Here is a 26,236-nt window from a genome sequence, read left to right as displayed (position 1 = left end):
GGAAATTGCGGTTTGCGAGGTTCGTCATCATAAACCCGCGGCCGCGGCGAGAAAAGCCGCGGCCCACCGCGCATCCGCAAGACTCAGTTCTTGAAGGGATGGCGCAAGACGATGGTTTCGAGCCGGTCGGGGCCGGTGGACACCATGTCGATCGGCACCTCGCAAAGATCCGAAATACGCTCCAGGTAGCGGCGCGCATTGATGGGCAGCTTGTCGTAATCGGTAATGCCCACCGTCGACTCGCCCCAGCCCGCCAGCTCTTCCAGTACCGGCTCGGCCTCGGCCACCGCGTGGGCGCCATAGGGCAGCACATCCAGGAATTCGCCGCGATAGCGATAGCCCACGCCGATCTTGATGCGATCCAGCCCGTCGAGCACATCGAGCTTGGTGATGCACAGCCCCGAAATGCCGTTGATCATGACCGAACGCTTCATGGCCGCGGCATCGAACCAGCCGCAGCGGCGCGGGCGCCCCGTCACAGAGCCGAATTCCTTGCCCACCGTGGCCAGGTGCGCCCCCGTTTCGTCCAGCAGCTCGCTGGGGAACGGGCCCGAGCCCACCCGCGTGGTGTAGGCCTTGGCGATGCCCAGCACATAGTCGAGGCACTGCGGCCCGACACCCGCGCCGGCGGCGGCCGCGCCGGCCACGCAATTGCTGCTGGTGACATACGGATAAGTGCCGTGGTCGATGTCCAGCAGCGAACCCTGGGCGCCCTCGAACAGTAGGCGGTGGCCGGCCTTGCCGGCCAGGTTCAGGTTGTGGGAAACGTCGGCCACCATGGGTTCCAGCTCGGCGGCAAACGACATGGCTTGCTCGCGCACCTGCTCGAACGGCAGCGCGTCCGCATTCAGATAGTGAGTGAGCACGAAGTTGTGATATTCCAGCGTTTCGGCCAGCTTGTCGTCGAACACCGGCGGGTTGTAAAGATCTTGTACACGCAAGGCACGGCGCGCCACCTTGTCTTCGTAGGCCGGGCCGATGCCGCGGCCCGTGGTGCCGATCTTGCCTTCGCCCTTGCGTTTTTCGCGCGCCTGGTCGACCGCAATGTGATACGGCAGAATCAACGGGCAGGCCGGAGAAATCTGCAGCCGGTCGCGCACCTGCAGGCCGGCCGCCTCGAGCTCGGCGATTTCCTTCAGCAGCGCCTCGGGCGACAGCACCACGCCGTTGCCGATGTAGCAAGTCAGGCCCGGATGCATGATGCCCGAGGGAATCAGGCGCAGGATGGTCTTCTGGCCATTGATCCACAAGGTATGGCCGGCATTGTGGCCGCCCTGGAAGCGCACCACGCCTTGCGCCGACTCGGCCAGCCAGTCGACGATCTTGCCCTTGCCTTCGTCACCCCACTGGGTGCCGATCACAACAATGTTCTTGCTCATGTCTCGAACCGAAAAAACATCAGCCCCAGGCAGGGCCGAAGGAGTTTAAATCATGCGATGCCGCCGTTACCGCCGGCGCTGGCGCCCTGCCTGCCAGGCAGACAGGCCGCTAGATCGCCCTCACTTTCCATGTATCGCCATCGGGAACCAGTTCCCGGTCGACGGTGAATTCATCCAGCCGCTGCGCCTGGCCCGGCAGGGTCTGCACCACGATCTCGCCGGCCTGGCGCAGCGCCTGCAGCGCCCGAACCAGGCTGGCCTCGGTGCCCCAGGGGGCGCGGATGGCTCGCGCCAGAGGCGGTGGCGGCAGCCCCGACGACAGCTTGCGCAGGTCGAGGCTGAAACCGGTGGCGGGCCGCGCCCGCCCGAACGACTTGCCCATGCCGTCGTAGCGCCCGCCCTTGACCAGGGCGTCGTGCCAGCCTTCGGCATAAATGGAGAACACCACGCCCGAGTGGTAGCCATAGCCACTGCCTACGTCGGCCAGGTCGATGCCGAACTCGTGGTCGGGCAAGGCGCACAGCAGGGATTCCAGCCCGCCCAGGGCCGCCTCGATGCCCGGCAGGCCCGGCAGCTCGCGCCGCGCGCGCTGCAGGACTTCCGGCCCGCCATACAAGGAAGGCAGCGCCAGCAGCGCCTTGCGGCTGTCCGGCCGCAGCCCGGGCAGCCGCGCCGCCAGCTCGGACAGCCCCGGCACGTCTTTGTTGGAAAGCAGCACGGAAAGCTCCTCGGCCGATTCCGCCAGGGCCTCGTCGGCCTGCACGATGGCATGCACCACCCCGGGGTGGCTGAGATCGAGCCGGGCGCCCTCGACGCCGGCGCGGCGCACGCTTTCAAAGGCCAGCTGGATGATTTCGATATCGGCCTCGACCCCGGCATGGCCAAACAGCTCGGCACCGATCTGCAGCAGCTCGCGGTCGGACAGCAGGTCGGCCGGCCGCGCATGCAGCACCGAGCCGCAATAGCACAGGCGCGTGACGCCCTCGCGATTGAGCAGGTGCGCATCGATGCGCGCCACCTGCGGTGTCATGTCCGGGCGCACGCCCAGCGTACGGCCCGACAACTGGTCGACCAGCTTGCAGGTGCGCAGGCCCAGGTCGCCGCCATTGCCCGTAAGCAGCGAATCGAGGTATTCGACCAAGGGCGGCGCGACCAGCTCGAACCCATAGGTACGGTACAGATCCAGCAAGGCCCGGCGCAGCTCTTCGATGCGGCGCGCCTCGGCGGGAAGAATATCGGCCAGGTGTTCTGGCAGCAGCCAATTGGACATCTTTCGTGGATGAAAAAACCAAAAAAACAGCAAGCCGGCGCCGCCGGCCACGCCCCCGAGGGAGCCCCCTTTCAGTATTTCCGGCCCTAGGGCCGGTTCTCAACCCAGCCTTCGGCCGGTTTTTTGCCGGCGGCCGGCGGCCGCCCCGGCTCGCCGGCTACGGCACGACCCTAAAGGGCCGCGCCGCGTCGAGGCTTATTCCATTTCTGAATCGACCACGCACTTCGGCGGCTTCGCCCGCCGTACTACGCGCACTGTCTGCGCTTCGCTTGCGCGTTCACGACCGATCTGGAAATGGATCATTGCCCGGGCGATTTTTACCCCCAGCCACCCGACGGCAAAAAAAAACGACTGGGGGCGTAAGCCCGCCCAGTCGCTCGCGGATGAATCTATCAAACTTACAGGCTATTGTACCCTGATGCAAGCACTTACCCAAGTGGGCAGCGCAGCCTTTGTGGCAAATCCGCCATGGCAGGGCCGAGCCCGGACACGAGCAGCCCTGCGGGCCGCCTGCGCCAGGCGCAGGGCCAGGCCTTAGCCCCGGCGCGGCCGGCAAGGCGCGCAACATCGCCCTGCCCGCGCCGACATGATTTCATGGGCGCGAACTGCCAAGACACGCCACTAGGCTAGGGCTGGGCCGGCTTGGCCTCTGGCGCCGCCTTGGCCCCGTCGGGCGAATTCCAGTACTTGAAGAAATCGGACTTCGGGCTCAGCACCAATACGTCGCTGGATTTCGAGAACGCCGCCCGATAGGCTTCCAGGCTCTTGTAGAAGCTGAAGAACTTCGGGTTCTTGGCATAGGCCTCGGAATAAATCGAGTTGGCCTTGGCATCGCCCTGGCCCTTGATGCCCTGCGCCTGGGCGTAGGCCTTGGCCAGCACTTCCTGGCGCTCGCGGTCGGCCTGGGCGCGGATCTTCTCGCTGTCGGCCGCACCCGTGGCGCGCAGGCGGTTGGCCTCTTGGGTGCGCTCGGCCTGCATGCGCCGGTAGACCGATTCGGAAATCTCGGGCGCGAATTCGATGCGCCGCAGGCGCACGTCCACCACCTGTACGCCCAGCGGCTTGGCGCGCGCCTCGACCGTATTGAGCACTTCCTGCATGATCTTGTCGCGCTCGGTGGAGACGACCTCTTTGACCGTGCGCACGTTGACCGAGGCGTTCAGCGCGTCGCGGATCTGCGCCTGCAGGCGTTCCTGCGCGGCGCGGTCGTTGGCCCCGAACGTGACGTAGAACTGGCGCGGATCAATGATGCGCCACTTGACGAAAGAATCGATCAGCAGGTTTTTCTTTTCGGCCGTCTGGATGCGCTCGGGATCGGTGGTTTCGATGGTCTGCAGGCGCTTGTCCATCAAGACCACGTTCTCGAACGGCGGCGGCAGCTTGAAATACAGGCCGGGCTGGGTAATGGTTTCACGCACTTCGCCCAGCGCGAACAGCAGGGCCGAATTGCGCTCGCGCACGATGAACACGCAGGACGACAACAGCGCAAGCACTATCACCAGGGCGACCAGGGCAGATATCAAACGTTGCATGGTGGCCTCCGGCTAGCGCGAATAACGGTTGATCGACAAGGAGTCCTGCAGCGAGGGCAGGTCAGTAGCCTTGTGTCGTGCCGCCGAGTTGGACGAAGACCGGGAATTCGACTGCGAAGTAGCGGTGGCAGCCGTGGCGGCGGCCGCCGCCGCGGCCGCGCCCGTGCTGCCCGAAGGCGGCGCGGACTGCGCGGCCTGCTGGATGATCTTGTCCAGCGGCAAATACAGCACATTGCCGCCGCTGGGCGTATCGACCATCACCTTGCTGGCGTTTTCCAGAATTTCTTTCATGGTAGCCAGGTAGAAGCGCTCGCGCAGAATGCCAGGATTCTTGGCGTACTCGTTCTCGATGCTCAGGAAGCGCGCCGTGTCGCCCTGGGCGTCGCCGATGACCTTGGCGCGGTAGCCCTCGGCCTGCTGCACCATGCGCGCCGCCTGGCCCTGCGCCTCGGGCAGAACCTTGTTGGCGTAAGCGTTGCCTTCATTGATCTGGCGTTCGCGGTCTTGCCCGGCCTTGACCGCGTCGTCGAAGGCGGCCTGCACCTGTTCGGGCGGCTGCACGTTCTGGATGGCCACGGTGCTGATCTGGATGCCGGTCTGGTAGCGGTCGAGTATGCTTTGCGTGAGCTTCTGCACCTCGGCGGCCACCTGGGTGCGGCCCGAGTACAGGATGAAGTCCATGGGCTTCTTGCCCACGATTTCGCGCATCGCGGTCTCGGCCACCTGGCGCACGGATTCGTCGGGATGGCTGGTCTTGAACAAGTAGTCGGGCGCGCCGTCGGCGCGCAGCCGGTACTGCACCACGAACTGCACGTCGACGATGTTCTCGTCGTTGGTAAGCATCAGCGATTCGGGCAGGATCTTGTTGCGCGCCGTGCCGCGGAAGCCCACTTCAAAGGTGCGCAACTGCGAGATATTGACCAGTTGCTGGTTCTCGATGGGGTACGGCAGGCGCCATTGCAGGCCCGGCCCGTAAGTGGTCTTGTACTTGCCGAACTTGGTAATGACCGCGACCTGGCCTTCCTGCACGATGAAGAAGCCGCTGACCAGCCACAGGCCCAGCAAGATGATGATCGCAATGGCGATAGCACGCGGCGTGTTCTTGGGCAGAGGAATGCGCGTGCCGCCATTGCCGCCGCTGCCGCCATTACCGCCACCGTTGAAATTGCCGCCGCGCCGCGGCTTGCGGCCGAACAGCGCGCCAAGCCGATTGTTGAAATCGCGCCAGACCTCTTCGAGATCGGGAGGGCCGTCGTTCTTGTCCGGGCGCCGCGGGGGCTCCGAACCGCCATTGCCGTTGCCGCGCCCCCAGCCCGGGTCATTCAGATTAAAGATTTTCGACATGAAACGCATTATTTCCCGCGATTTGGTGCGCCTCGGCAACGGCCGCGCGCAGCCCATCCAGGCCGCGGCGCTCGAGTGCGCTGAGGAATACTCGCGCAATGGTACCATGTTCGTTGCGCTCGACCCGGGGCTCGTAGCCCGCCCCGCAACCCGCCGCGTCGATCTTGTTGTAGACCAGAATACGCGGGATGTCGGCCGCGCCGATGTCGGCCAGCACCTTGTCGACCTCGGCGATCTGCTCGTCGCGCTGCGGGCTGGCCGCGTCCACCACATGCAGCAGCAGGTCGGCGTGCACGGTTTCTTCCAGTGTTGCCCGGAAGGCCGCTATCAGGGTCGGCGGCAGGTCGCGGATGAAGCCGACCGTATCCGACACCACCACTTGCCCCGCCCCTTCTATCCAGACCCGGCGGGTGGTGGTGTCCAGGGTGGCGAACAGCTGGTCGGCCGCATACGCCCCGGCGCGCGTCAGGGCATTGAACAGCGTCGACTTGCCGGCATTGGTGTAGCCCACCAGCGACACCGACAGGGTATTGCCGCGGCTGCGCGCGCGGCGCTGGGTGCCGCGCTGGCGCTGCACCTTCGCCAGGCGCTCGCGCAAGACCCGCACCTTGGCGCCGATCATGCGCCGATCCATTTCAAGCTGCGACTCGCCTGGCCCGCGCATGCCTATGCCGCCGCGCTGGCGCTCGAGGTGAGTCCAGAGGCGGGTCAGGCGCGTGGACAAATGCTGCAGCTGCGCCAGTTCCACCTGCATCTTGCCTTCGTGGCTCTTGGCGCGCAGGGCGAAAATATCCAGGATCAGCGCCACGCGGTCGACCACGCGCAGATTGAAGCCGCGCTCGAGGTTGCGCTGCTGGGCGGGCGTCAGCGGCTGGTCGAACAGAATAATGTCGGCATGGGCCTGGCCGGCCAGCAGCACGGCCTCTTCCAGCTTGCCCGAGCCGATGAAATGGGCGGCATCGGGCCGCGCGCGGCGCGCCACGACCGTGCCCACGATCTCGGCGCCGGCGCCGCGCGCCAGCATGGCGAACTCGTCGGCGTGCGCCTGGAAATCGGGGCTGCCGAGATCCACACTGATGATCAGGGCTTTCATGACAAACGAAACGCCCGCCGGCGCGGCGCGCACGGCGGGCTGTGCGGAAAAAGAAGGCGGCGTAGGCTATTCAGCGGATTCGTCCGCTTGGAAGTTGACGGGCCGGGCCGGTACGACGGTGGAAATCGCGTGCTTGTACACCATTTGGGTCACGGTATTGCGCAGCAGGACGACATATTGGTCGAAAGACTCGACCTGGCCCTGCAGCTTGATCCCATTGACCAGATAAATCGACACGGGCACGTGATCCTTACGCAGCGCATTGAGAAATGGATCTTGTAGTGTTTGCCCTTTGTTGCTCATTGGCGAGGCTCCGATAATGTTGTTATTGAGATAGAAACTCAAGTTGGTACTTTACAGGGTTTTCCCTCAAGGCGCTACGCGCCCGGGTACCGGGAATTCAAATATTTATGTTTCATATTAATGCCGATCGAGCACGGATCGTACCCGGCCGGGCGTGCAATCGGCGCCTGCCGGACATCGGCCCGATACCGGCTCAATGCGCCCCCAGAATATCGGCCAGCACATTGCACAGACGCTCGCAATCCGCGGGAGTTCCCACTGAAATACGTAAAAATTGTTCGATGCGCGGCATCTTGAAATAACGCACCAGTATGCGCTGCTCGCGCAGCGCGGCGGCAAGCCGCGCCGCGTCGTGTGCCGGATGGCGGGCAAAGACGAAATTGGCCCGGCTGGGCAGCACTTCGAAACCCAGGGCCGCCAGGCTGCGCACCAGGTCGTCGCGCGCCTGGATGACCGCACGGAGGCCCTGCTCGAAATGTTCGCGGTCTTCGATGGCGGCGACCGCAGCAGCCTGCGCCAGGCGATCCAGCGGATACGAATTGAAACTATCCTTGATGCGCCGCAGCCCTTCCACCAGTTCGGCGCTGCCCAGCGCATAGCCGACGCGCATGCCGGCCAGCGCACGCGACTTCGACAGGGTGCGCACCAGCAGCAGGTTCGGGTAGCGGGCCAGCAGGGGCACGGCGCTGCGCGCGCCGAAATCCACATAGGCCTCGTCGACCACGACGGGTATGTCGGGGTGCGCGCGCAGGATGCTTTCAATATCGGCCTGCGACATCTCCATGCCGGTGGGCGCATTCGGGTTGGCGAAGATGATGCCCGCCAGCGGCCCGCCGTGGTCCGCATAGTCGGCGGCGCGGATCGAAAAATCTTCGGCCAGCGGAATCAGCTCGCAGTCTATGCGGTACAGGCGGCAATAGGTTTTGTAGAAGCTGTAGCTGATGTCGGGCATCAGCAGCACCCGGCCGGCCTTGCGGAACAGCCCGTCGAAAATGTGCGCCAGCACCTCGTCGGAGCCATTGCCGGGAAACACCTGGGCCGGGTCGATGCCGTGCAGGGCCGCAACGGCCTGGCGCAGCGCCACTGAATCGTAGTCCGGATACAGGCGCAGGGCATCGCCGGCGGCCGCGCGTATGGCTTCGAGCGCGCGCGGCGAAGGGCCGTACGGATGCTCGTTGGTATTGAGCTTGAGCAGGCCTTCCACACGCGGCTGTTCGCCAGGGGTGTACGGAGCCAGATCGCCGACGTGATCGCTCCAGTATGGGTGCGTCGACGCGCTCTGCCCGGACTGCGCGGGCGCGGCCGCTGGACTGCCCTCCGGTCGCTGTGCGACATCCGCGCCCCGGGAGGGCGCGCTCTGGCTAGCCATTTAAGACCCCTGTACGTATGGGTTGTGCGAAGACTTGAATTCTATGCGCAAGGGCGTGCCGGCAAGGTCGAAGGTCTCGCGGAAACGCGCTTCCAGGTAGCGCCGGTACGAGTCGGACACCGCGTCCAGCGCGTTGCCGTGGATGATGATCAGCGGCGGGTTCTGGCCGCCCTGGTGCGCATAGCGCATCTTGGGGCGGAAGATACCCTTGCGCGGCGGCGGCTGCTGCTCTACCGCCGCATGCAGCGTGCGCGTCAGCCGCGGCGTGGACAGCTTGGCAAACGCCGCCGCGTGCGCGGCGTTGACCGACTTCAGCAGCGACTTGACACCCTGGCCCTTGAGCGCCGAGATCGTATGCATGCGCGCAAACGACAAGAAGCGCAGCTTGCGCTCGAATTCGCGCTGGATGCGCTCGCGCTGGTCGCGGTCAGTGCCGTCCCACTTGTTGATGGCCACCACCAGCGCCCTGCCCGTCTCCAGCACGAAGCCGGCGATGTGCGCGTCCTGGTCGGAGATCTCGGCGCCCGCGTCCAGCATCAGCAGCACCACATTACAGGCCTCGATGGCCTGCAGCGTCTTGATCACCGAGAATTTCTCGATCGCCTCGAACACCTTGCCGCGGCGCCGCAAACCGGCGGTGTCGATGAGCGTATAGGAGACGCCGTCGCGTTCGAATTCGATCTCGATGGCGTCGCGCGTAGTGCCCGGCAGGTCGAAGGCGATGACCCGTTCTTCGCCGAGCAGTGTATTGATGAGCGTGGACTTGCCCACGTTGGGCCGCCCGACGATGGCCAGCTTGATGCGGTGATCCACGGCCTGCGGCGTATCACCGGTGCCGGCATCGGCATCGGCTTCGGCCAGCTGCGCATCATGCTCGTGCACCCGATGCGAGCCCTCGTCGATTTCGAATTCCGCGGCCGCCGCGGCGTGGGCATCGCCGCCGCCGTCGGCATCGCCACCGTCATCGGCTGCCGGCTCGTCCAGGTAGGACAGCGCCTGCTCGATGAGATCGACCACGCCGTCGCCGTGCGAAGCCGATATGGCATGCGGTTCGCCCAGCCCCAGCTCGTGGAATTCGGCGGTGGCGCCGCCATGGCGCATGCCTTCCGCCTTGTTGACCGCCAGGTAGACGCGCTGGCCGCTGCGGCGCAGCAGCCGCGCGATTTCATGATCGTGCGCATTGACGCCGGCGCGCGCGTCGACCAGGAAGATCACCACGTCGGACTCGGCGATCGCCTGCTTGGTCTGGCGCGCCATCTCGAGCAGTATGCCGTCCTTGGCCACTGGCTCGAAGCCGCCGGTATCGACCACGATGAAGGGCCGCTCGCCCACCCGACCCTCGCCGTAATGGCGGTCGCGGGTCAGGCCCGAGAAGTCGGCCACCAACGCGGCGCGCGAGCGTGTCAGCCGGTTGAACAGCGTCGACTTGCCCACGTTGGCGCGGCCAACCAGGGTCACGACCGGCTTGAACATGGCATTACTCAATTGACACCGATCATCACGAGGTGGCCATTGCCGGACTGCGCCAGAAAGCCGCGGCTGGTGGCCAGTAGCGGCGAGAGCACCGCATCGCCGCCGATCTGCAAGCGGCCCAGCAGGTGGCCGTCGGCCGGCGACAGAAAGTGGACGTAGCCCTGGAAATCGCCCACAGCCACCGCCTGCGACAGCACCGCCGGCCCGGACAATTGGCGGTAGCGCAGTGCTTCCTGCTTCCACACCTGATGGCCGTCGGCCAGGTTGAAGGCGTACACGATGCCGCGCTGGTCAGCGGTATACACCTGTTGAGCGTCGGCGGCCAGGCCGGTGGCGCTGGAAACACGCTGCTGCCACACCGTGCGCCCGCCCTGCGATACGTCGAAGCACTTGACACGCCCCTGGTAGGCCGCGGCGCACAGCAGCGGTCCAAGGATCAGCGGCGCGCCGACCACGTCGGAGATGCGATCCAGGTCGGTGGCGCCTTCGGACGCGGACACCGAACCTTCCCATTGGATATTGCCGCTGTGGGCATTGATGGCGATCAGCTTGCCGCTGGGCAGGCCCGAAATCAGCAGGCCCTGCTCCAGCACCATCCGCATATTGGTCTTGAGCGCCAGCGCCGGCCCCGGCTGCTGCACGTTCCACATGGGCTTGCCGGTATTCTCGTCGTAGGCCTGGATGCGATAGTCGCTGCTGCGCACCACCACCACGCCATCGCCCACGGTGGGCGGTATATCGACCTGGCTGGTGGCGCGGACGCGCCATTTTTCATGGCCCTGATCGTCGAAGGCAACCACCTCGCCGCCCACGGTGGCCACGGCCGTGACCTGGCCGTCGGAACCCACCCCGGCCGACAGCTGCGTCTTGGCGCTGCTCTGCCACAGCACGCGGCCCGAGGCCAGGTCGACCTTGGCCACCGAACCGTTGGGGGTGGCGGCGTAGGCGGCCTGCCCCACGGCCACCGGGGCGAAGCCATAGCCACCGCCGCTGCCGATGGAAGTGGACCAGGCGACGCGCGCCGAGACACCCGCCGGATAGTCGGTCAGGGGCGCGGGCTCGAAACGCGGATTCGGGTTCGAGAACATCGAGCAGCCGGCCAGCGTAGCCAGCGCGGCCAGGCCCAGCGCCGGCAAAAGCCTGCGCGCAACGCGGCGAACGGGAGAAGTATGCATGGGATCAGGCTCCGCCTAAGGCATCTATCTTCAGTTGAATGACCTGCACTACCGACTGCCCAGCCAGCGCCTTGACGGCCTCAGCCCACGCGGCCTTGGCCTCGTCCTTCTTGCCCTGGGCTGCCAGGATGTCGCCGCGCCGGTCGGCATAAAGCCCCGCATACGGAGCGGGGGCGTCGCGCAACTGGGCCAGCGCCGCATCATACTGCTTCTGCTCGAGCAGCAGCCCGGCCAGGCGCAGGCGCGCCAGCGGCACCAGGGCCTGGTCGGAACTGTTCTTGATGAGCCATTCGAGCTGGGCACGCGCGTCGGTCGTGTCGTTGCGGGCCTGCAGCGCATCGGCGGCCACCAGCACCGCGCGGGACGTGTAGCCCGAACGGGGATAATCCTTGCGCAGAGTCTCGCTGGCCGCCTTGATGCGCGCCAGCGCATCGGCGCCCTGCTGCCCCGTGGCGTTCTCGAGCGCCTCGAAGTAGCTCATGGCCTGGGCAGCCTCATGGCCCTGGTACCACTGCCAGCCGCGCCAGCCGACGACGGCCGCGACCACGATGAACACCAGGGCCGAACTCAGCGTACCGTAGCGATCCCACCATGCGCGCAATGCGTCCAGTTTTTCCTGTTCTTCCAGATCGTATGCCATGCGTCAAACCCTTGATTTCAATTCTTCCACCAGACGGTCGAAGGCTACTGTCTCTTGCTGCGCACGGGCATCGAAATCCCCGGCCCGCAGCCATTTCACCGCCGCGGCGCCGGCCTGCAGCTCGTCGGCGCCCAGAATGACCGCTGCCGTCGCGCCGCTGGCGTCGGCACGCTTGAACTGCGACTTGAAGCCCGCAGCGCCCGCATGCACGATTACGTCCAGCCCGGCATCGCGCAACTGTTCGGCCAGCTGCGCGGCCACGCGCTGCGCCGGCTCGGACTGGTGCACCATGTACACCTGGCATTCGGGCCGCGCGGCCGCGTCCTGGGCCTGTTCGCAAAGATCCAGCAGGCGCTCCATGCCGATGGCGAAGCCCACCGCCGGGGCGGACTTGCCGCCCAGCAGCTCTATCAGGCCATCATAGCGTCCGCCGCCGCATACGGTGCCCTGCGCTCCGAGCCGGTCGGTAACCCATTCGAAGACGGTCAGATTGTAGTAGTCCAGGCCGCGCACCAGGCGCGGATTGAGGCGGTAGGCGATGCCGGCGTCGTCCAGCCGCGCGCGCACACCGTCGAAATGGGCCAGCGATTCGGCGCCCAGGAAATCGAACAGGCGCGGCGCATGGTCGGCCATGTCCTGCATCGCCGGATTCTTGGTGTCCAGCACCCGCAGGGGGTTGCTGTACATGCGCCGGCGCGCCTCTTCGTCGAGCACGTCGAGGTTCTTTTCCAGGTACTCGACCAGCGCGGCGCGGTGCGCGGCGCGCTCGGGGGCCTGGCCCAGCGAATTGAGTTCCAGCCGGATGTCCTGCAGCCCCAGGATCTTCCACAGCCGCCCCAGCATCACGATGAGCTCGGCGTCGATGTCCGGCCCGGCCAGGCCCAGCGCCTCGACGTCGATCTGGTGGAACTGCCGGTAGCGGCCGCGCTGCGGCTTCTCGCGGCGGAACACCGGGCCCAGGGCGTAGACCCGCTGCGGCCGGTCGTACAGAATATTGTGTTCGATGGCGGCGCGCACCATGCCCGCGGTGAACTCGGGGCGCATGGTCAGGTGCTCGTCGCTGAGCGCGTCGACGAAGGAATACATTTCTTTCTCGACGATGTCGGTGACCTCGCCGATGCCGCGCGCGAACAGCCGGGTGTGCTCCAGCACCGGGGTGCGCATGTTGCGATAGCCGTAAGACGCCAGCCAGGCGCGCACGGTTTGTTCGAGCTGCTCCCAGGTGGCGCTGGCATCGGGCAGGACATCCTTCATGCCCGTCAGGGCACGTACCTTCTGAAACGACTGCGTCATAGATTCTCTGTAGTCAAAAGCACCGCCGGCCCCGCGACCGGCCCCTGCGCTGCAAACCTGCAATCGTAACGGCAAATGCGCCGCCGTGCCCGGGGCGCTGCTCGCGGCCCGGCGCGCCGCCGGCGCTGCGCTGGCAAACCGGCATCACTGCGCATCCGGCTTACCGTAGCGCCGCTGCACGTATTGTTCGACGATGGCCTGGAATTCCTGGGCTATGGTCGCCCCCTTGAGCGTGACCGTGCGCTGGCCGTCGATGAACACCGGCGCGGCCGGCACTTCGCCGGTACCCGGCAGGCTGATGCCGATGTCGGCGTGCCGGCTTTCGCCGGGGCCATTGACCACGCAGCCCATGACCGCCACATTCATGGTCTCGACGCCTGGATAGTGCTGCTTCCATAGCGGCATCTGGCGCCGCAGATAGCCCTGGATGCTGTCGGCCAGTTCCTGGAAGAAGGTGCTGCTGGTGCGCCCGCAGCCCGGGCAGGCCACCACCATCGGGGTAAAGGCGCGCATGCCCATGGTCTGCAGGATTTCCTGCGCCACGATCACTTCTCGGGCTCGGTCGCCGCCCGGCTCGGGCGTCAGCGAAATACGTATCGTGTCGCCTATGCCTTCCTGCAACAGCACCGCCAGCGCCGCGGTGGAAGCGACGATGCCCTTGCTGCCCATGCCGGCCTCGGTCAGGCCCAGGTGCAGGGGATAATCGCAGCGCGCCGACAGATCGCGGTACACGGCGATCAGATCCTGCACATGGCTGACCTTGCACGACAGCACGATGGCGTTGGGCGACAGGCCCAGCTCTTCGGCGCGGCGCGCATTGCTGATGGCCGAAACCACCAGCGCATCGCGCATCACGGCCTGGGCGTCCCAGGGCTGCGGGCGGCGGCTGTTGTCGTCCATCATGCGCGCCATCAGTTCATGATCCAGGCTGCCCCAGTTCACGCCGATGCGCACCGGCTTGTCGTAGCGGCAGGCGATTTCTATCATTTGCGCGAAGTTGTCGTCGCGCTTCTTGCCGCCGCCCATATTGCCGGGGTTGATGCGGTACTTGGACAGCGCCTGGGCGCAATCGGGAAACTGCGACAGCAGCTTGTGGCCGTTGTAGTGGAAATCGCCGACCAGCGGCACGTGCACGCCCATGCGGTCGAGCTGCTCGCGGATGGCGGGCACCTCGCGCGCGGCCTCGGGCGTATTGACGGTGATGCGCACCAGCTCGGAGCCGGCCTGGGCCAGATCCCTGACCTGGGCGGCCGTGGCGGCCGCGTCGGTGGTGTCGGTATTGGTCATGGACTGCACGACCACCGGCGCCGTGCCGCCGACCTGTACCGCGCGGTCGCGCCAGCGCACCGTGACCGGCCGGGTCGCGCGCCGCGCGGCGGGGCCCACTGGAGGAGGAACGGCGTGGACGCCGGCCTGCGGAGAATCTTGCGTCATTTTTTCAGAGACTTCAGCCAATCGAACACCAGCCAGGTATCGGGCACCCAGCCGCGCTCAACCGCATAAAAACCGACCACGATCAACAGGATCAGAATAATGATAAGCCAGCCCCAGGGGCGGTGCACCGGCTCGCCCTGTACTGACAGGTCGGCCGCGCCCAGCGAGGCCGGCACGCTCATGGGAATGGGCCGCGCTCCCGTCGAGCCCACCTGGCTGTCGAGCAGAGTGACCAGCACATCCACATCGGTACCCAGGTAGCGGCCGTAATTTTTGACGAAGCCGCGCAGCGGCGCGCCGCGGGGCAGCTCGTCCCAGCGTTCGGCTTCCAGCGCCTCGATCTGGCGGGCGGAGAATTTCAGGCGCGCCGACACATCGCCCAGCGTGAACTGGTTGGCCTCGCGCAGGGACTTGAGCGTGGCCCCCAGACCCTTGGGCGCAGGCACTGGCTCGGGCACCGGAACATCCGGTTCGGCTTCGCTGCGTAAAGGCTGGATCATCCTCGCTCCTTTTTGATCACGATCGTCGCGCGGTCGGGCAGTCGCTCGGCGATGCGCGTACGGTCTTTGACGTCGCCGGCCAGTTGGCCGCAGGCCGCCGCGATATCGTCGCCGCGGGTCTTGCGTACCGTGGTGACGACGCCGGCATCCTGCAGGCGCTGCGCGAACAGGCGCACCCGCGCCGCCGGCGAGCGCTTCAGGCCCGACTGCGGAAACGGATTGAAAGGTATCAAATTAAACTTGCATCGCACCTGATTTGCAATAGCGACGAGCTCGCGCGCGTGCTCGTCGGCATCATTCACGCCATCGAGCATAATGTATTCGAAGGTGATGAAGTCGCGCGGCGCGTGCTCCAGGTAGCGGTTGCAGGCCGCCAACAGCTCGGCCAGCGGATATTTGCGGTTCAGGGGCACGAGGCGGTCGCGCAAGGCGTCGTTGGGCGCATGCAGCGACACCGCCAGAGCCACCGGGCAGTCGCGGCCCAGCCGATCCATCATGGGCACCACGCCCGAAGTAGATACGGTCACGCGGCGCCGCGACAGGCCGTAGGCATTGTCGTCGAGCATCAGGCGCAGCGCCCCCAGCACCTGGTCGTAATTCAGCAGCGGCTCGCCCATGCCCATCATGACCACGTTGCTGATGACGCGCCCCGGCTCGACCGGCACCCCGCCGCTGCGCGCCGCCGCCATGTCGGCGGCCACCGCGCGCCGCGCGTACCAGAGCTGGCCGATGATCTCGGCCGTGGTCAGGTTGCGGTTGAAGCCCTGGTAGCCGGTGGAACAGAAGGGGCATGCGACGGTGCAGCCGGCCTGGCTGGATATGCACAGCGTGCCGCGGTCGTCCTCGGGAATGAAGACCGTTTCGATGGCGTTGCCGCGGCCCACGTCGAACAGCCACTTGCGTGTGCCGTCGGTCGAGCGCTGCTCGGTCGACACGGCCGGCGCGGCAATCACGCAATGCTCGGCCAGGCGCTGCCGGAAATCGCGCGCCAGATCGCTCATGTCGTCGAACGTGTCGACGCCGCGCTGGTGCATCCAGCGCTGCAGCTGCCGGGCGCGAAACGGCTTGCCGCCCCACTGGCCGACCAATTCGGCCAGATGAGGGGCGTCCAGGCCCAGGAGATTGACGGCTTGCGTGTCGGACATGAGGCGGGTGAGTACAGAGTGCGTGCGGCGCAGCGGCGCGCCGCGATTCGGTCAGCGGCTGTGTATGTCGCTTTCGGGGAAGAAGAAAGCGATTTCGACCGCTGCGGTTTCGGCCGCGTCGGAGCCATGCACGGCATTGGCGTCGATGCTGTCGGCAAAGTCGGCGCGGATCGTGCCGGCGGCCGCCTTCTTGGGATCGGTGGCGCCCATCAGGTCGCGATTCTTTTGAATGGCGCTCTCGCCTTCCAGCACCTGCACAAAGACCGGGCCCGACACCATGAAGTCGACCAGATCTTTGTAGAAGGGACGCTCTTTGTGGACGGCGTAGAAGCGCTCGGCTTCGGAACGCGACAGCTGCTTGAGCGCCGCGGCGACGACCTTCAGGCCGGCTTGTTCGAAACGGGCAACGATCTGGCCGATGGCATTCTTGGCCACGGCGTCGGGTTTGATGATGGACAGGGTGCGTTCAATCGCCATGTAAACTCCAGTTGATAAAGTGGCTTTTTCCAATAAAAACAAGAGCTTTGCCCGAGTTTTTGTCAACCAATTATTTTAGCATGGGTAAGAAAGCCTGCCGCATCATAAAATGGAGGGCTTGAATGGCGCTCGCGCGCCCACCCTAGCCTTTCCGCATACAGACCCACCACGCATATCATGAGCCAGCAGCCTTCCCCGAGCACGTCTTCCGCCGCAAACGATTCCGCCCAGCTTCCCAAGAGTTTCGAACCCGGCGAGCTCGAATCGCGCTGGTACGCAATCTGGGAGCACAACGGCTACTTCGACGCAGGCCGCCACACCGAGCCGCCCGCCGGCCGGGAAAGCCAGCCCTACGTCATCCAGTTTCCGCCGCCCAATGTCACCGGCACCCTGCACATGGGCCACGCCTTCAACCAGACGGTAATGGACGGGCTGGTGCGCTACCACCGCATGCGCGGCGACGACACCGTGTTCATACCCGGCACCGACCACGCCGGCATCGCCACCCAGATCGTGGTCGAGCGCCAGCTCGACGCGCAAAAAGTCTCGCGCCACGACCTGGGCCGCAAACGCTTCGTCGAAAAAGTCTGGGAATGGAAGCAAAAATCCGGCAGCGCCATCACCGAGCAATTCCGGCGCCTGGGCTCCTCGGCCGACTGGACGCGCGAATACTTCACCATGGACGACAATCTGTCGCGCGGCGTGGTGGAAACCTTCGTACGCCTCTACGAGCAAGGCCTGATCTATCGCGGCAAGCGCCTGGTCAACTGGGATCCGGTGCTGGGCACCGCGGTCTCCGATCTCGAGGTGGTCAGCGAGGAAGAAGACGGCCACATGTGGGAGATCCGCTACCCGCTGCTCGCGCCCGTCGGCGGCCTGACTCACCTGGTGGTGGCCACCACCCGTCCCGAGACCATGCTGGGCGACGTCGCCGTCATGGTGCACCCTGCAGACGAACGCTATGCGCACCTGATCGGCAGCAAAGTCAGGCTGCCCCTGTGCGACCGCGAAATCCCCGTCATCGCCGACGAATACGTCGACCGCGAATTCGGCACTGGCGTGGTCAAGGTAACCCCGGCGCATGACTTCAACGACTACGCGGTGGGCCAGCGCCACGGCCTCGAAACCATCAGCATCCTGACCCTGGACGCACGCATCAACGACAACGCCCCGGCCGCCTACCGCGGCCTGGATCGCTACGAGGCACGCAAGAAAGTCGTCGCCGACCTGGAAGCCATCGGCGCCCTGCAGGGGGTCAAGCCGCACAAACTCATGGTGCCGCGCGGCGACCGCAGCAACAGCGTCATCGAGCCCATGCTCACCGACCAATGGTTCGTGGCCATGAGCAAACCGGCGCCCGAAGGCGCCCTCAACCCCGGCAAAAGCATCACCGCAGTCGCCCTGCAGGTGGTGGCCGACGGACGCGTGCGCTTCTACCCGGAAAACTGGACGACCACCTACAACCAGTGGCTGGAAAAAATCCAGGACTGGTGCATCTCGCGCCAGCTCTGGTGGGGCCACCAGATCCCCGCCTGGTACGCCGCCGACGGCAGCATCTTCGTGGCCCGCAGCGAAGAAGCCGCGCACGCCCAGGCCCTGGCCGCCGGCGTGCAGGGCCCGCTGACCCGCGACCCCGACGTGCTCGACACCTGGTTCTCGTCGGCCCTGGTGCCCTTCACCGACCTGGGCTGGCCCGAACAAACCCCCGACCTGCAGCGCTACCTGCCTTCCAGCGTGCTGGTCACCGGCTTCGACATCATCTTCTTCTGGGTGGCCCGCATGGTGATGATGAGCATGCACCTCACCGGCCAGGTGCCCTTCCGCGACGTCTACGTGCACGGACTCGTGTGCGACATGGACGGCAAGAAAATGAGCAAGTCCAAGGGCAACACCATAGACCCCGTCGACCTCATCGACGGCATCGGCCTGGAAGCCCTGCTGGCCAAGCGCACCACCGGCCTCATGAACCCGCGCCAGGCCGCCAGCATCGAGAAAAAAACCCGCAAAGACTACCCCCAGGGCTTTCCCGCCTACGGCACCGACGCGCTGCGCTTCACCATGGCCGCCTACGCCACGCTCGGGCGCAACATCAACTTCGACCTCAAGCGCTGCGAAGGCTACCGCAACTTCTGCAACAAGCTCTGGAACGCCACCCGCTACGTGCTCATGAACGTCGAAGGCCACGAGCTGGGCAAACCGCAGGACGACGAACTGTCATACGCCGACCGCTGGATCAGCGACGCCCTGCAGCGCCTTACCACCGAAGTCGAACAAGGCTTTGCCGAATACCGCTTCGACAACATCGCCAACGCCATCTACCACTTCGTCTGGGACGAATACTGCGACTGGTACCTGGAACTGGCCAAAGTCCAGCTGCAGGCCGGCACCCCCGCGCAACAACAAGGCACGCGCCGCACCCTCATCCAGGTGCTGGAAACCGTGCTGCGCCTGGCGCACCCCATCATCCCCTTCATCACCGAAGAACTCTGGCAGAAAGTCTCGGTGGCCGCCGGCCGGCGCAGCCCGGACGAACAGACCAGCATCTGCGTCCAGCCCTACCCCGTGGCCGACTCCGCCCGGCACGACCCGCAGGCCGTCGCCCAAATCGCCGAGCTCAAAGCCCAGGTCGAAGCCGTGCGTGCCCTGCGTGGCGAAATGAACCTCTCGCCCGCCCAGCGCGTACCCCTCATCGCCCTGGGCGAACGCGCCGCGCTGGAACGCAACCGCCCCTACCTCGCGGCCCTGGCCAAGCTCAGCGAAGTCAGCCTCGTCGACCAACTGCCCGACATCGGCGCACCCGTGCAAGTCGTGGGCACCACCCAGCTCATGCTGCACGTGGAAATCGACGTCGCCGCCGAAAAGCAGCGCCTGGGCAAAGAAGCCGCCCGCCTGGAAGGCGAAATCGCCAAGGCCCAAGGCAAGCTCGCCAACGAGAAATTCGTCCAGCGCGCCCCCGCCGCCGTCATCGAACAGGAAAAGGCTCGCGTCGCCCAGTTCAGCGACACCCTGGAAAAAATCCGCGCCCAATTGGCCCGGCTAGGCAGCTGATCCGCCGCGCCGCCACACGCGCCCCAGGGCGCTACCTACGGTAGCGCCCGTTCGCACACCGGCAAACCACACAGCCCGCCACCGACAGCCTCCCAAACACCTCAACCGTGAGCGCCGGCGGCGGCACGGGTGGGACGGCGATTTGTGAGCCCGCCGCGGCATGCTGGCGTTTTGGGGATGCGAGGGAAGCACTGTTTGAGGGCGACGCTTGCTGCCAGTCCGGGGGACTGGCAGCCGCCCGAGTTTGCTGACCGCCCCAAAACGGCAGCAGGCCGTGGGTAGCCCCGGCGCAGCCGGGGCCGGGCGAACTTAGCCGAACCGCCCGTGCCGCCGCCGGCGCGGCTAAAGAACAACACCCCAAGCACCACAACCCACAAAAAAACAGCGGCTCGAGAACAACAGTTCAAGAGCCGCCGATTCGACCGAGCCGGTCTTAGTGCTTCATTACCCCCGAAGGATCATCCGGAGTCGGCTTCGCCGTAGCCACGGACTCAGCCGCCAGCTTCGCCACCTCTTCGTCCGACAAGGGCGTCGGCATATGCTGCAGCGCCACCTCCAGCACCCGGTCGATCCAGCGCACCGGAATAATCTCGAGGTGATTCTTCACATTGTCCGGGATCTCGGCCAGATCCTTCACATTCTCTTCCGGAATCATCACCACCTTGATCCCGCCCCGATGCGCCGCCAGCAGCTTTTCCTTCAGGCCGCCGATAGGCAACACTTCGCCGCGCAGCGTGATCTCGCCCGTCATCGCCACATCCGCGCGCACCGGAATACCCGTCAGCGCCGACACCATCGCCGTCGTGATCGCAATACCCGCCGAAGGGCCATCCTTCGGCGTTGCGCCTTCAGGGAAGTGCACGTGCAGGTCGCGCTTTTCAAATGCCGTGTTGGCAATCCCCCAGCGCTGCGCCCGAGCCCGCACCACCGTGCGTGCGGCTTCCACCGATTCTTTCATGACATCGCCCAAAGAACCCGTGCGCAGCACCACGCCCTTGCCCGGCATGTCCGCCACCTCGATCGTCAGCAGATCGCCGCCGACCTCGGTCCAGGCCAGGCCCGTGACCTGCCCGACCTTGTTTTCCTTCTCGGCCATGCCGAAGTTGTAGCGGCGCACCCCGAGGAAGCTATCGAGATTCTCGGCAGACACCCGCACAGGCTCGACCGCCTGCGCGCCTTCCGCCTTGGCACCGCCCGCCGCAGCGGCCTGCGCCAGCAGCTGCTTGACCACCTTGCGGCAGATCTTGCTCATCTCGCGTTCCAGCGCGCGCACGCCCGCTTCGCGCGTGTAATACCGCACAATGTCGCGCACCGCGCTTTCGTCGATCGCAATCTCGCCTTCACGCACGCCGTTGTTCTTCATGAGCTTGGGCAGCAGATGATCGAACGCAATGTGCACCTTCTCGTCTTCGGTGTAGCCCGACAGCCGGATGACCTCCATGCGGTCGAGCAGCGCCGGCGGAATATTCAGCGTATTGCTCGTGGCCACGAACATCACATCGGACAAGTCGAAATCGACCTCGATGTAGTGATCCTGGAACGTGTGATTCTGTTCCGGGTCGAGCACCTCGAGCAGCGCCGAAGACGGGTCGCCGCGGAAATCGGCCCCCATCTTGTCGATCTCGTCGAGCAGGAACAGCGGATTGCGCACGCCCACCTTCGACATGTTCTGCAGGATCTTGCCCGGCATCGAACCGATATAAGTGCGCCGGTGGCCGCGGATCTCGGCCTCGTCGCGCACCCCGCCCAGCGCCATGCGCACGAACTTGCGGTTGGTGGCGCGCGCCACCGATTGCCCCAGCGAGGTCTTGCCCACGCCCGGAGGCCCGACCAGGCATAGGATCGGCGCCTTCAGCTTGTCGACCCGCTGCTGCACGGCGAGATACTCGACGATGCGTTCCTTGACCTTTTCCAGGCCGTAATGATCGGCGTCCAGCACCTGCTCGGCATTGGCGATCGAATTGTTGATGCGGCTCTTCTTGCGCCACGGCAGGCCGATCAGCGTGTCGATGTAGTTGCGCACCACCGTGGCCTCGGCCGACATGGGCGACATCAGCTTGAGCTTCTTGAGCTCGGCATCGGCCTTCTTGCGCGCTTCCTTGGACATGTGCGCGGCCGTGATCTTCTTTTCGAGCTCTTCGATGTCGGCGCCCTCTTCGCCCTCGCCGAGTTCCTTCTGGATGGCCTTGACCTGCTCGTTCAGGTAGTAGTCGCGCTGGCTTTTTTCCATCTGCTTCTTGACGCGGCCGCGGATGCGCTTCTCGACCTGCAGGATGTCGATCTCGGACTCGAGCTGCGACAGCAGGTTTTCGAGGCGTTCGGTAATGCCCATGGACTCGAGCATCTTCTGCTTCTGCTCGAGCTTCAGGGGCAGGTGCGCCGCTATCGTGTCGGCCAGGCGGCCGGCATCGTCGATACCGCTGAGCGAGGTCAGGATTTCCTGGGGGATCTTCTTGTTGAGCTTGACGTACTGCTCGAACTGGGCAACGATCGCGCGGCGCAGGGCCTCGGATTCGGCGCCCTGGCCGTCGTCGGGCGCCACCGGCACCACTGTGGCCATGAAATGCGTTTCCGCATCGCTGACGTTGTCGATGCGGGCGCGCTGCAGGCCCTCGACCAGCACCTTCACGGTACCGTCGGGCAGCTTGAGCATCTGCAGAATGCCGGCCGCGCAACCGATTTCATACAGATCATCGGGAGTGGGGTCGTCTTTGCTGGCCGACTTCTGGGCCACCAGCATGATGTTGTTGCCGGCCTCCATGGCCAGTTCCAGCGCCTTGATAGAGCGCGGGCGGCCGACGAACAGCGGTATCACCATGTGCGGGAAAACCACCACGTCACGCAGCGGCAACAGAGGCAAGTCCGTAGGTTCTGAAGCTAGAATCTGGCTCGCAGACATAATAAATTCCTTTAAAAACACCGCATTAGAAGCGCAAGGCGGGCAGCAGCCCAGCTCGCGTCACAGCACATGGGGTGTATGTATGGACGATAGCCAAATAATCAAGCCCTGGGGCTTACTTCACGTGGTCATTATACGGGCCGCATACCCCGCCGGCTATGCCGGACGGGGCGTCCTTGACAAGGATTTTGGCGGGCGCTGCGGGCGGGCGCGTTCAGGCCGCCGCATCCTTCAGCTTGGGCCGTTCGGCCTTGGGTTCGGAGGGCTTGGCTTCCTGGTCGGCGAAGATGAGCAGGGGCGAACCCTTGCCCTCGACCGCGTTCTCGTCCAGCACCACGCGCTTGACGTTCTTCTGCGAGGGAAGTTCGTACATGGTGCCCAGCAGGGCCTGCTCGACGATGGAGCGCAGGCCGCGCGCGCCGGTGCGCCGCTTCAATGCGCGCCGTGCAATGGCCGACAGCGCCTGAGGCCGCACGTCGAGCTCGACGTCTTCCATCTCGAACAGCTTCTGGAACTGCTTGATGAGCGAGTTCTTGGGCTCGGTAAGGATGCGGATCAGGGTTTCTTCCTGCAGCTCTTCCAGCGTGGCCACCACGGGCAGGCGCCCGACCAGCTCGGGGATCAGGCCGAATTTGATGAGGTCTTCGGGCTCGACCTCGGTGAACAGTTCGCCCACGCTGCTTTCCGACTTGGCGTGCACCGAGGCCGAAAAACCGATGCCGGATTTCTCGGTGCGGTCGCGGATGACCTTCTCGAGTCCGTCGAAGGCGCCGCCGACGATGAACAGGATGTTGGTGGTGTCGACCTGGACGAAGTCTTGATTGGGGTGCTTGCGCCCGCCCTGCGGCGGCACCGAGGCCACGGTGCCCTCGATGAGCTTGAGCAGCGCCTGCTGCACGCCTTCACCGGACACGTCGCGGGTAATGGACGGGTTGTCGGACTTGCGCGAGATCTTGTCGATCTCGTCGATGTAGACAATGGCGCGCTGCGCCTTGTCGACGTCGTAATTGCAGTTCTGCAGCAGCTTCTGGATGATGTTCTCGACATCTTCGCCCACGTAGCCGGCCTCGGTCAGCGTGGTGGCGTCGGCCATGACGAAGGGCACGTCGAGCATGCGCGCCAACGTCTGCGCAAGCAGCGTCTTGCCCGAGCCGGTGGGGCCTATGAGCAGGATGTTGCTTTTGGTGAGCTCGACATCGTCGCCCTTGACCTCGCCGTAGCGGATGCGCTTGTAGTGGTTGTAGACCGCCACGGCCAGACTGCGCTTGGGCAGATCCTGGCCGATGACATAGCCGTCGAGAAAACTCTTGATCTCGCGCGGCGTGGGCAGTTCGTTGCGTATGGCATCTCTGGCAGCCTCGTGGGTTTCCTCGAGGATGATGTCGTTGCACAGATCTATGCATTCGTCGCAGATGAACACCGACGGCCCCGCGATCAGCTTGCGGACTTCGTGCTGGCTTTTATTGCAAAACGAACAATGCAATACCTTTTCGTCTGCCGAACCTTTTTTCTCGGGCATAAAACTCTTAGCTCAATCTATGTGGGCCATGCAGGCACCGCCCCGCACATACGGCAAGGCCGGCCTGCTGATCGTCACGCCTCGTCGACGCGCGAGGCCAGAACCTTGTCCACCAAGCCATACGATACCGCATCTTCGGCCGACATGAAATTGTCACGCTCGGTGTCGACTTCGATGCGCTCTATGGGCTGACCGGTATGCTTGGCCAGGATGCCGTTCAGGCGCGCGCGCAGGCTGATGATCTCGCGCGCCTGGATCTGGATGTCGGAGGCCTGCCCCTGGGCGCCGCCCGAGGGCTGGTGGATCATGATGCGCGAATTGGGCAGCGTGTAGCGCTTGCCCTTGGCGCCCGCGGCCAGCAGGAACGCCCCCATGCTGGCGGCGATGCCGGTGCACAGCGTAGAGACGTCGGGCTTGACGAACTGCATGGTGTCGTACACCGCCAGGCCGGCATAGACCGAGCCGCCCGGCGAATTGATATACAGGGAGATGTCCTTGTCGGGGTTTTCCGATTCCAGGAACAACAGCTGCGCCACCACCAGGTTGGCCGAATGGTCGTTGACGGGGCCAACGAAAAACACCACCCTTTCACGCAGCAGCCGGGAATAGATGTCGTACGAACGCTCGCCGCGCCCGGACTGCTCGATCACGATGGGCACATAGCCCAGGCCCGTGGGCACGACGGAAGCATCGCCGTGCATGGCTGCGTAAAAATCGGTGAAACGCTGCATTTATGCAGTCCCCATGAGTTCGTCGAAGGGTACGGTCTCGTCAGTGACCTGGGCCTTGGACAGCACGTGATCGACCACGTTGTCTTCGAGCACCAGGGCCTCGATCTCGGCGCGGCGCTGGCGATCCGACAGATAGTATGCCACGACCTGAGCGGGCTGCTCGTAGTTCTGGGCGAACTCTTCGATGCGGGCGCGCACCTGTTCCGGCTTGGCTTGCAGGTCGGCGCTCTTGACCAGCTCGGACACCAGCAGCCCCAGGCGCACGCGGCGCTCGGAATCGGCCTTGAAAGTGTCGGGAGGAATCGGCACCGACTCGGCATTGGGCACGCCGCGCTGCTTGAGCTCTTCGCGCGCCGCCGCGGTGCGGCTTTCGATGTCGTTGTCGACCAGGGCCTTGGGAACGTCGAAGCTGCAGGCGGCCGCCAGGGCGTCCATGACGCTGGCCTTGGTGCGCGCCTGGGTGCGCGACTTGACCTCGCGCTGGATGTTGCTGCGCACGTCGGCCAGCAGTTTTTCGACATCGCCTTCGGCCTGGCCCAGGGACTTGGCGAATTCCGCGTCGACCTCGGGCAGTATGGGTTCGGCGACTTCAGTTACCGTGATGGCGAATTCAGCCGTCTTGCCGGCCACTTCCTTGCCGGCGTAGTTTTCCGGGAAGGTCAGCGGGAAGGTTTTCTGCTCGCCGGCCTTCATGCCGCGCACCGCCGTCTCGAATTCCGGCAGCATGCGGCCCTGGCCCAGGACGAAGGGGAATTTCTCGGCGGAGCCGCCTTCGAAGGGAGTGCCGTCGAGGGTGCCGATGAAATCGAGCGTGACGCGGTCTTCGTCCTGCGCGGCGCGGCCTTCGCGCGCCTCGTAGGTGGCGCGCTGCTTGCGCAGAATGTCGACGGTGTGCTGGATCTGGGCGTCGCCCACTTCAGTATGGGCGCGCTTGACCTGCAGGCCGGCCAGATCGGGCACGCTGACTTCGGGATAGACCTCGAAGGTGGCCGAGAACGCCATCGTGCCTTCGGGCACGCCTTCGGTCTTGGGTTCCAGATTGGGCACGCCGGCCACGCGCAGCTTGGCCTCTTCCACGACCTTCTCGAGGCTGCGGCCCACTTCGCTGTTGATCACGTCGTAGCGGATGCCGGGGCCGTGGCTGCGTTCGATGATCGACAGCGGCGCCTTGCCGGGCCGAAAGCCCTGCACCTTGGCGCTGCGGGCGACGCGCTTGAGTTGCGCCTGGACTTGTTTTTCGACATCGGCGACGGAAACCACCAGATCGACGCGGCGCTCCAGGCCGGACAGAATTTCAACCTCAGGCTGCATTAGAGACCTATCCAAGTAAAGATTGTGATGTAGTGTGAACAAACGATAAACGGGGTATTTTACCGGAAACTGGAAAGCGCCGAATCCAGGCCGCCCAGGCATTCGGCACGCGCCAAGGCCCGCAGGCCGCGCCCTCCCCGCCGGGCGGCGTCGCGCCTCGGTCGCCGTATCGCCATAGCGGATCGATTTCGCCCCCACGAACTGAGCTCAAGGCCATTTCAAGACCGGCCTCCTGCCCGGCCGGCCTGGAGCAATTTTAAGCAATTAATTTGAGTTGAAATGATTTTATGATGTACCATTT

The 26,236-nt window shown here is 65.1% G+C and carries 20 protein-coding genes; 1 reads left to right on the top strand and 19 read right to left on the bottom strand.

Going from position 1 to position 26,236, the window contains the following annotated elements:
* Positions 1-83 precede the first annotated feature (83 nt).
* From CEY11_RS20970 to ndk, 15 genes are all read right to left on the bottom strand, one after another.
* On the bottom strand, positions 84-1,379 hold the full coding sequence (locus CEY11_RS20970) for an adenylosuccinate synthase (RefSeq protein ID WP_088605378.1): 1,296 nt from the start codon (positions 1,377-1,379) through the stop codon (positions 84-86).
* 109 nt (positions 1,380-1,488) lie between these two features.
* Complete coding sequence (locus CEY11_RS20965; protein WP_088605478.1) at positions 1,489-2,649, bottom strand: ATP phosphoribosyltransferase regulatory subunit; 1,161 nt, start codon at positions 2,647-2,649, stop codon at positions 1,489-1,491.
* A gap of 626 nt (positions 2,650-3,275) precedes the next feature.
* Positions 3,276-4,181 carry a protease modulator HflC gene (gene hflC, locus CEY11_RS20960; protein WP_088605377.1) on the bottom strand — a complete coding sequence of 302 codons (906 nt, stop codon included), beginning with the start codon at positions 4,179-4,181 and terminating at the stop codon, positions 3,276-3,278.
* A 12-nt stretch (positions 4,182-4,193) separates the two neighbouring features.
* Positions 4,194-5,534, bottom strand: a complete 1,341-nt coding sequence (gene hflK / locus CEY11_RS20955; protein WP_088605376.1) for an FtsH protease activity modulator HflK — start codon at positions 5,532-5,534, stop codon at positions 4,194-4,196.
* Positions 5,509-6,618 (bottom strand): GTPase HflX, encoded by a 1,110-nt coding sequence (gene hflX / locus CEY11_RS20950; protein ID WP_088605375.1) that lies wholly within the window; start codon positions 6,616-6,618, stop codon positions 5,509-5,511. Before hflX ends, hflK begins: the two co-directional genes overlap by 26 nt.
* 66 nt (positions 6,619-6,684) lie before the next feature.
* Complete coding sequence (gene hfq / locus CEY11_RS20945; protein WP_088605374.1) at positions 6,685-6,921, bottom strand: RNA chaperone Hfq; 237 nt, start codon at positions 6,919-6,921, stop codon at positions 6,685-6,687.
* 193 nt (positions 6,922-7,114) lie between these two features.
* Positions 7,115-8,290 (bottom strand): histidinol-phosphate transaminase, encoded by a 1,176-nt coding sequence (gene hisC / locus CEY11_RS20940; RefSeq protein ID WP_088605373.1) that lies wholly within the window; start codon positions 8,288-8,290, stop codon positions 7,115-7,117.
* Entirely contained in the window at positions 8,291-9,763 is a 1,473-nt protein-coding gene (gene der / locus CEY11_RS20935) for a ribosome biogenesis GTPase Der (protein ID WP_088605372.1), read from the bottom strand.
* 8 nt (positions 9,764-9,771) lie between these two features.
* Positions 9,772-10,938: an outer membrane protein assembly factor BamB gene (gene bamB, locus CEY11_RS20930; RefSeq protein ID WP_088605371.1), complete on the bottom strand. Its 1,167-nt coding sequence runs from the start codon at positions 10,936-10,938 to the stop codon at positions 9,772-9,774.
* Between the two features lie 4 nt (positions 10,939-10,942).
* Positions 10,943-11,578 carry a YfgM family protein gene (locus CEY11_RS20925; RefSeq protein WP_088605370.1) on the bottom strand — a complete coding sequence of 212 codons (636 nt, stop codon included), beginning with the start codon at positions 11,576-11,578 and terminating at the stop codon, positions 10,943-10,945.
* A 3-nt stretch (positions 11,579-11,581) separates the two neighbouring features.
* Positions 11,582-12,871 carry a histidine--tRNA ligase gene (gene hisS / locus CEY11_RS20920; RefSeq protein WP_088605369.1) on the bottom strand — a complete coding sequence of 430 codons (1,290 nt, stop codon included), beginning with the start codon at positions 12,869-12,871 and terminating at the stop codon, positions 11,582-11,584.
* Positions 12,872-13,015: 144 nt separating this feature from the next.
* Positions 13,016-14,305: a flavodoxin-dependent (E)-4-hydroxy-3-methylbut-2-enyl-diphosphate synthase gene (ispG, locus tag CEY11_RS20915; RefSeq protein WP_088605368.1), complete on the bottom strand. Its 1,290-nt coding sequence runs from the start codon at positions 14,303-14,305 to the stop codon at positions 13,016-13,018.
* A complete protein-coding gene (locus CEY11_RS20910) occupies positions 14,302-14,805 on the bottom strand; it encodes a helix-turn-helix domain-containing protein (RefSeq protein ID WP_088605367.1) in 504 nt (167 codons plus the stop codon). The genes ispG and CEY11_RS20910 overlap by 4 nt, the downstream gene beginning before the upstream one ends.
* A complete protein-coding gene (rlmN, locus tag CEY11_RS20905) occupies positions 14,802-15,950 on the bottom strand; it encodes a 23S rRNA (adenine(2503)-C(2))-methyltransferase RlmN (RefSeq protein WP_088605366.1) in 1,149 nt (382 codons plus the stop codon). The genes CEY11_RS20910 and rlmN overlap by 4 nt, the downstream gene beginning before the upstream one ends.
* A gap of 51 nt (positions 15,951-16,001) precedes the next feature.
* Positions 16,002-16,427, bottom strand: coding sequence for a nucleoside-diphosphate kinase (gene ndk, locus CEY11_RS20900; protein WP_088605365.1), 426 nt, complete (start codon positions 16,425-16,427; stop codon positions 16,002-16,004).
* A 177-nt stretch (positions 16,428-16,604) separates the two neighbouring features.
* Here ndk and CEY11_RS20895 point away from each other — a divergent pair, with 177 nt between their 5' ends.
* The gene (locus CEY11_RS20895) at positions 16,605-19,475 is read left to right on the top strand and encodes a valine--tRNA ligase (protein ID WP_088605364.1); all 2,871 of its coding nucleotides are present in this window, start codon (positions 16,605-16,607) and stop codon (positions 19,473-19,475) included.
* Positions 19,476-19,908: 433 nt separating this feature from the next.
* Here the strand turns inward: CEY11_RS20895 and lon are convergent, their stop codons facing one another.
* The 4 genes from lon to tig form a co-directional block, all read right to left on the bottom strand.
* A complete protein-coding gene (gene lon / locus CEY11_RS20890) occupies positions 19,909-22,374 on the bottom strand; it encodes an endopeptidase La (RefSeq protein WP_088605363.1) in 2,466 nt (821 codons plus the stop codon).
* Between the two features lie 214 nt (positions 22,375-22,588).
* Entirely contained in the window at positions 22,589-23,893 is a 1,305-nt protein-coding gene (clpX, locus tag CEY11_RS20885; protein WP_088605362.1) for an ATP-dependent Clp protease ATP-binding subunit ClpX, read from the bottom strand.
* Between the two features lie 74 nt (positions 23,894-23,967).
* Positions 23,968-24,624: an ATP-dependent Clp endopeptidase proteolytic subunit ClpP gene (gene clpP, locus CEY11_RS20880; protein ID WP_088605361.1), complete on the bottom strand. Its 657-nt coding sequence runs from the start codon at positions 24,622-24,624 to the stop codon at positions 23,968-23,970.
* On the bottom strand, positions 24,625-25,935 hold the full coding sequence (gene tig, locus CEY11_RS20875; RefSeq protein WP_088605360.1) for a trigger factor: 1,311 nt from the start codon (positions 25,933-25,935) through the stop codon (positions 24,625-24,627).
* Positions 25,936-26,236 lie beyond the last annotated feature (301 nt).

It is taken from the genome of Candidimonas nitroreducens, from assembly GCF_002209565.1.
GTDB classification, from domain to species: Bacteria; Pseudomonadota; Gammaproteobacteria; order Burkholderiales; family Burkholderiaceae_B; genus Candidimonas; species Candidimonas nitroreducens.
This window is presented reverse-complemented; position numbering and strand designations above follow the sequence as displayed.

Excerpts from the sequence above, each read along its gene's own strand:
- CEY11_RS20970 (WP_088605378.1), bottom strand. The coding sequence starts at position 1,379 with ATGAGCAAGAACATTGTTGTGATCGGCACCCAGTGGGGTGACGAAGGC.
- CEY11_RS20965 (WP_088605478.1), bottom strand. The coding sequence starts at position 2,649 with ATGTCCAATTGGCTGCTGCCAGAACACCTGGCCGATATTCTTCCCGCC.
- hflC (WP_088605377.1), bottom strand. The coding sequence starts at position 4,181 with ATGCAACGTTTGATATCTGCCCTGGTCGCCCTGGTGATAGTGCTTGCG.
- hflK (WP_088605376.1), bottom strand. The coding sequence starts at position 5,534 with ATGCGTTTCATGTCGAAAATCTTTAATCTGAATGACCCGGGCTGGGGG.
- hflX (WP_088605375.1), bottom strand. The coding sequence starts at position 6,618 with ATGAAAGCCCTGATCATCAGTGTGGATCTCGGCAGCCCCGATTTCCAG.
- hfq (WP_088605374.1), bottom strand. The coding sequence starts at position 6,921 with ATGAGCAACAAAGGGCAAACACTACAAGATCCATTTCTCAATGCGCTG.
- hisC (WP_088605373.1), bottom strand. The coding sequence starts at position 8,290 with ATGGCTAGCCAGAGCGCGCCCTCCCGGGGCGCGGATGTCGCACAGCGA.
- der (WP_088605372.1), bottom strand. The coding sequence starts at position 9,763 with ATGTTCAAGCCGGTCGTGACCCTGGTTGGCCGCGCCAACGTGGGCAAG.
- bamB (WP_088605371.1), bottom strand. The coding sequence starts at position 10,938 with ATGCATACTTCTCCCGTTCGCCGCGTTGCGCGCAGGCTTTTGCCGGCG.
- CEY11_RS20925 (WP_088605370.1), bottom strand. The coding sequence starts at position 11,578 with ATGGCATACGATCTGGAAGAACAGGAAAAACTGGACGCATTGCGCGCA.
- hisS (WP_088605369.1), bottom strand. The coding sequence starts at position 12,871 with ATGACGCAGTCGTTTCAGAAGGTACGTGCCCTGACGGGCATGAAGGAT.
- ispG (WP_088605368.1), bottom strand. The coding sequence starts at position 14,305 with ATGACGCAAGATTCTCCGCAGGCCGGCGTCCACGCCGTTCCTCCTCCA.
- CEY11_RS20910 (WP_088605367.1), bottom strand. The coding sequence starts at position 14,805 with ATGATCCAGCCTTTACGCAGCGAAGCCGAACCGGATGTTCCGGTGCCC.
- rlmN (WP_088605366.1), bottom strand. The coding sequence starts at position 15,950 with ATGTCCGACACGCAAGCCGTCAATCTCCTGGGCCTGGACGCCCCTCAT.
- ndk (WP_088605365.1), bottom strand. The coding sequence starts at position 16,427 with ATGGCGATTGAACGCACCCTGTCCATCATCAAACCCGACGCCGTGGCC.
- CEY11_RS20895 (WP_088605364.1), top strand. The coding sequence starts at position 16,605 with ATGAGCCAGCAGCCTTCCCCGAGCACGTCTTCCGCCGCAAACGATTCC.
- lon (WP_088605363.1), bottom strand. The coding sequence starts at position 22,374 with ATGTCTGCGAGCCAGATTCTAGCTTCAGAACCTACGGACTTGCCTCTG.
- clpX (WP_088605362.1), bottom strand. The coding sequence starts at position 23,893 with ATGCCCGAGAAAAAAGGTTCGGCAGACGAAAAGGTATTGCATTGTTCG.
- clpP (WP_088605361.1), bottom strand. The coding sequence starts at position 24,624 with ATGCAGCGTTTCACCGATTTTTACGCAGCCATGCACGGCGATGCTTCC.
- tig (WP_088605360.1), bottom strand. The coding sequence starts at position 25,935 with ATGCAGCCTGAGGTTGAAATTCTGTCCGGCCTGGAGCGCCGCGTCGAT.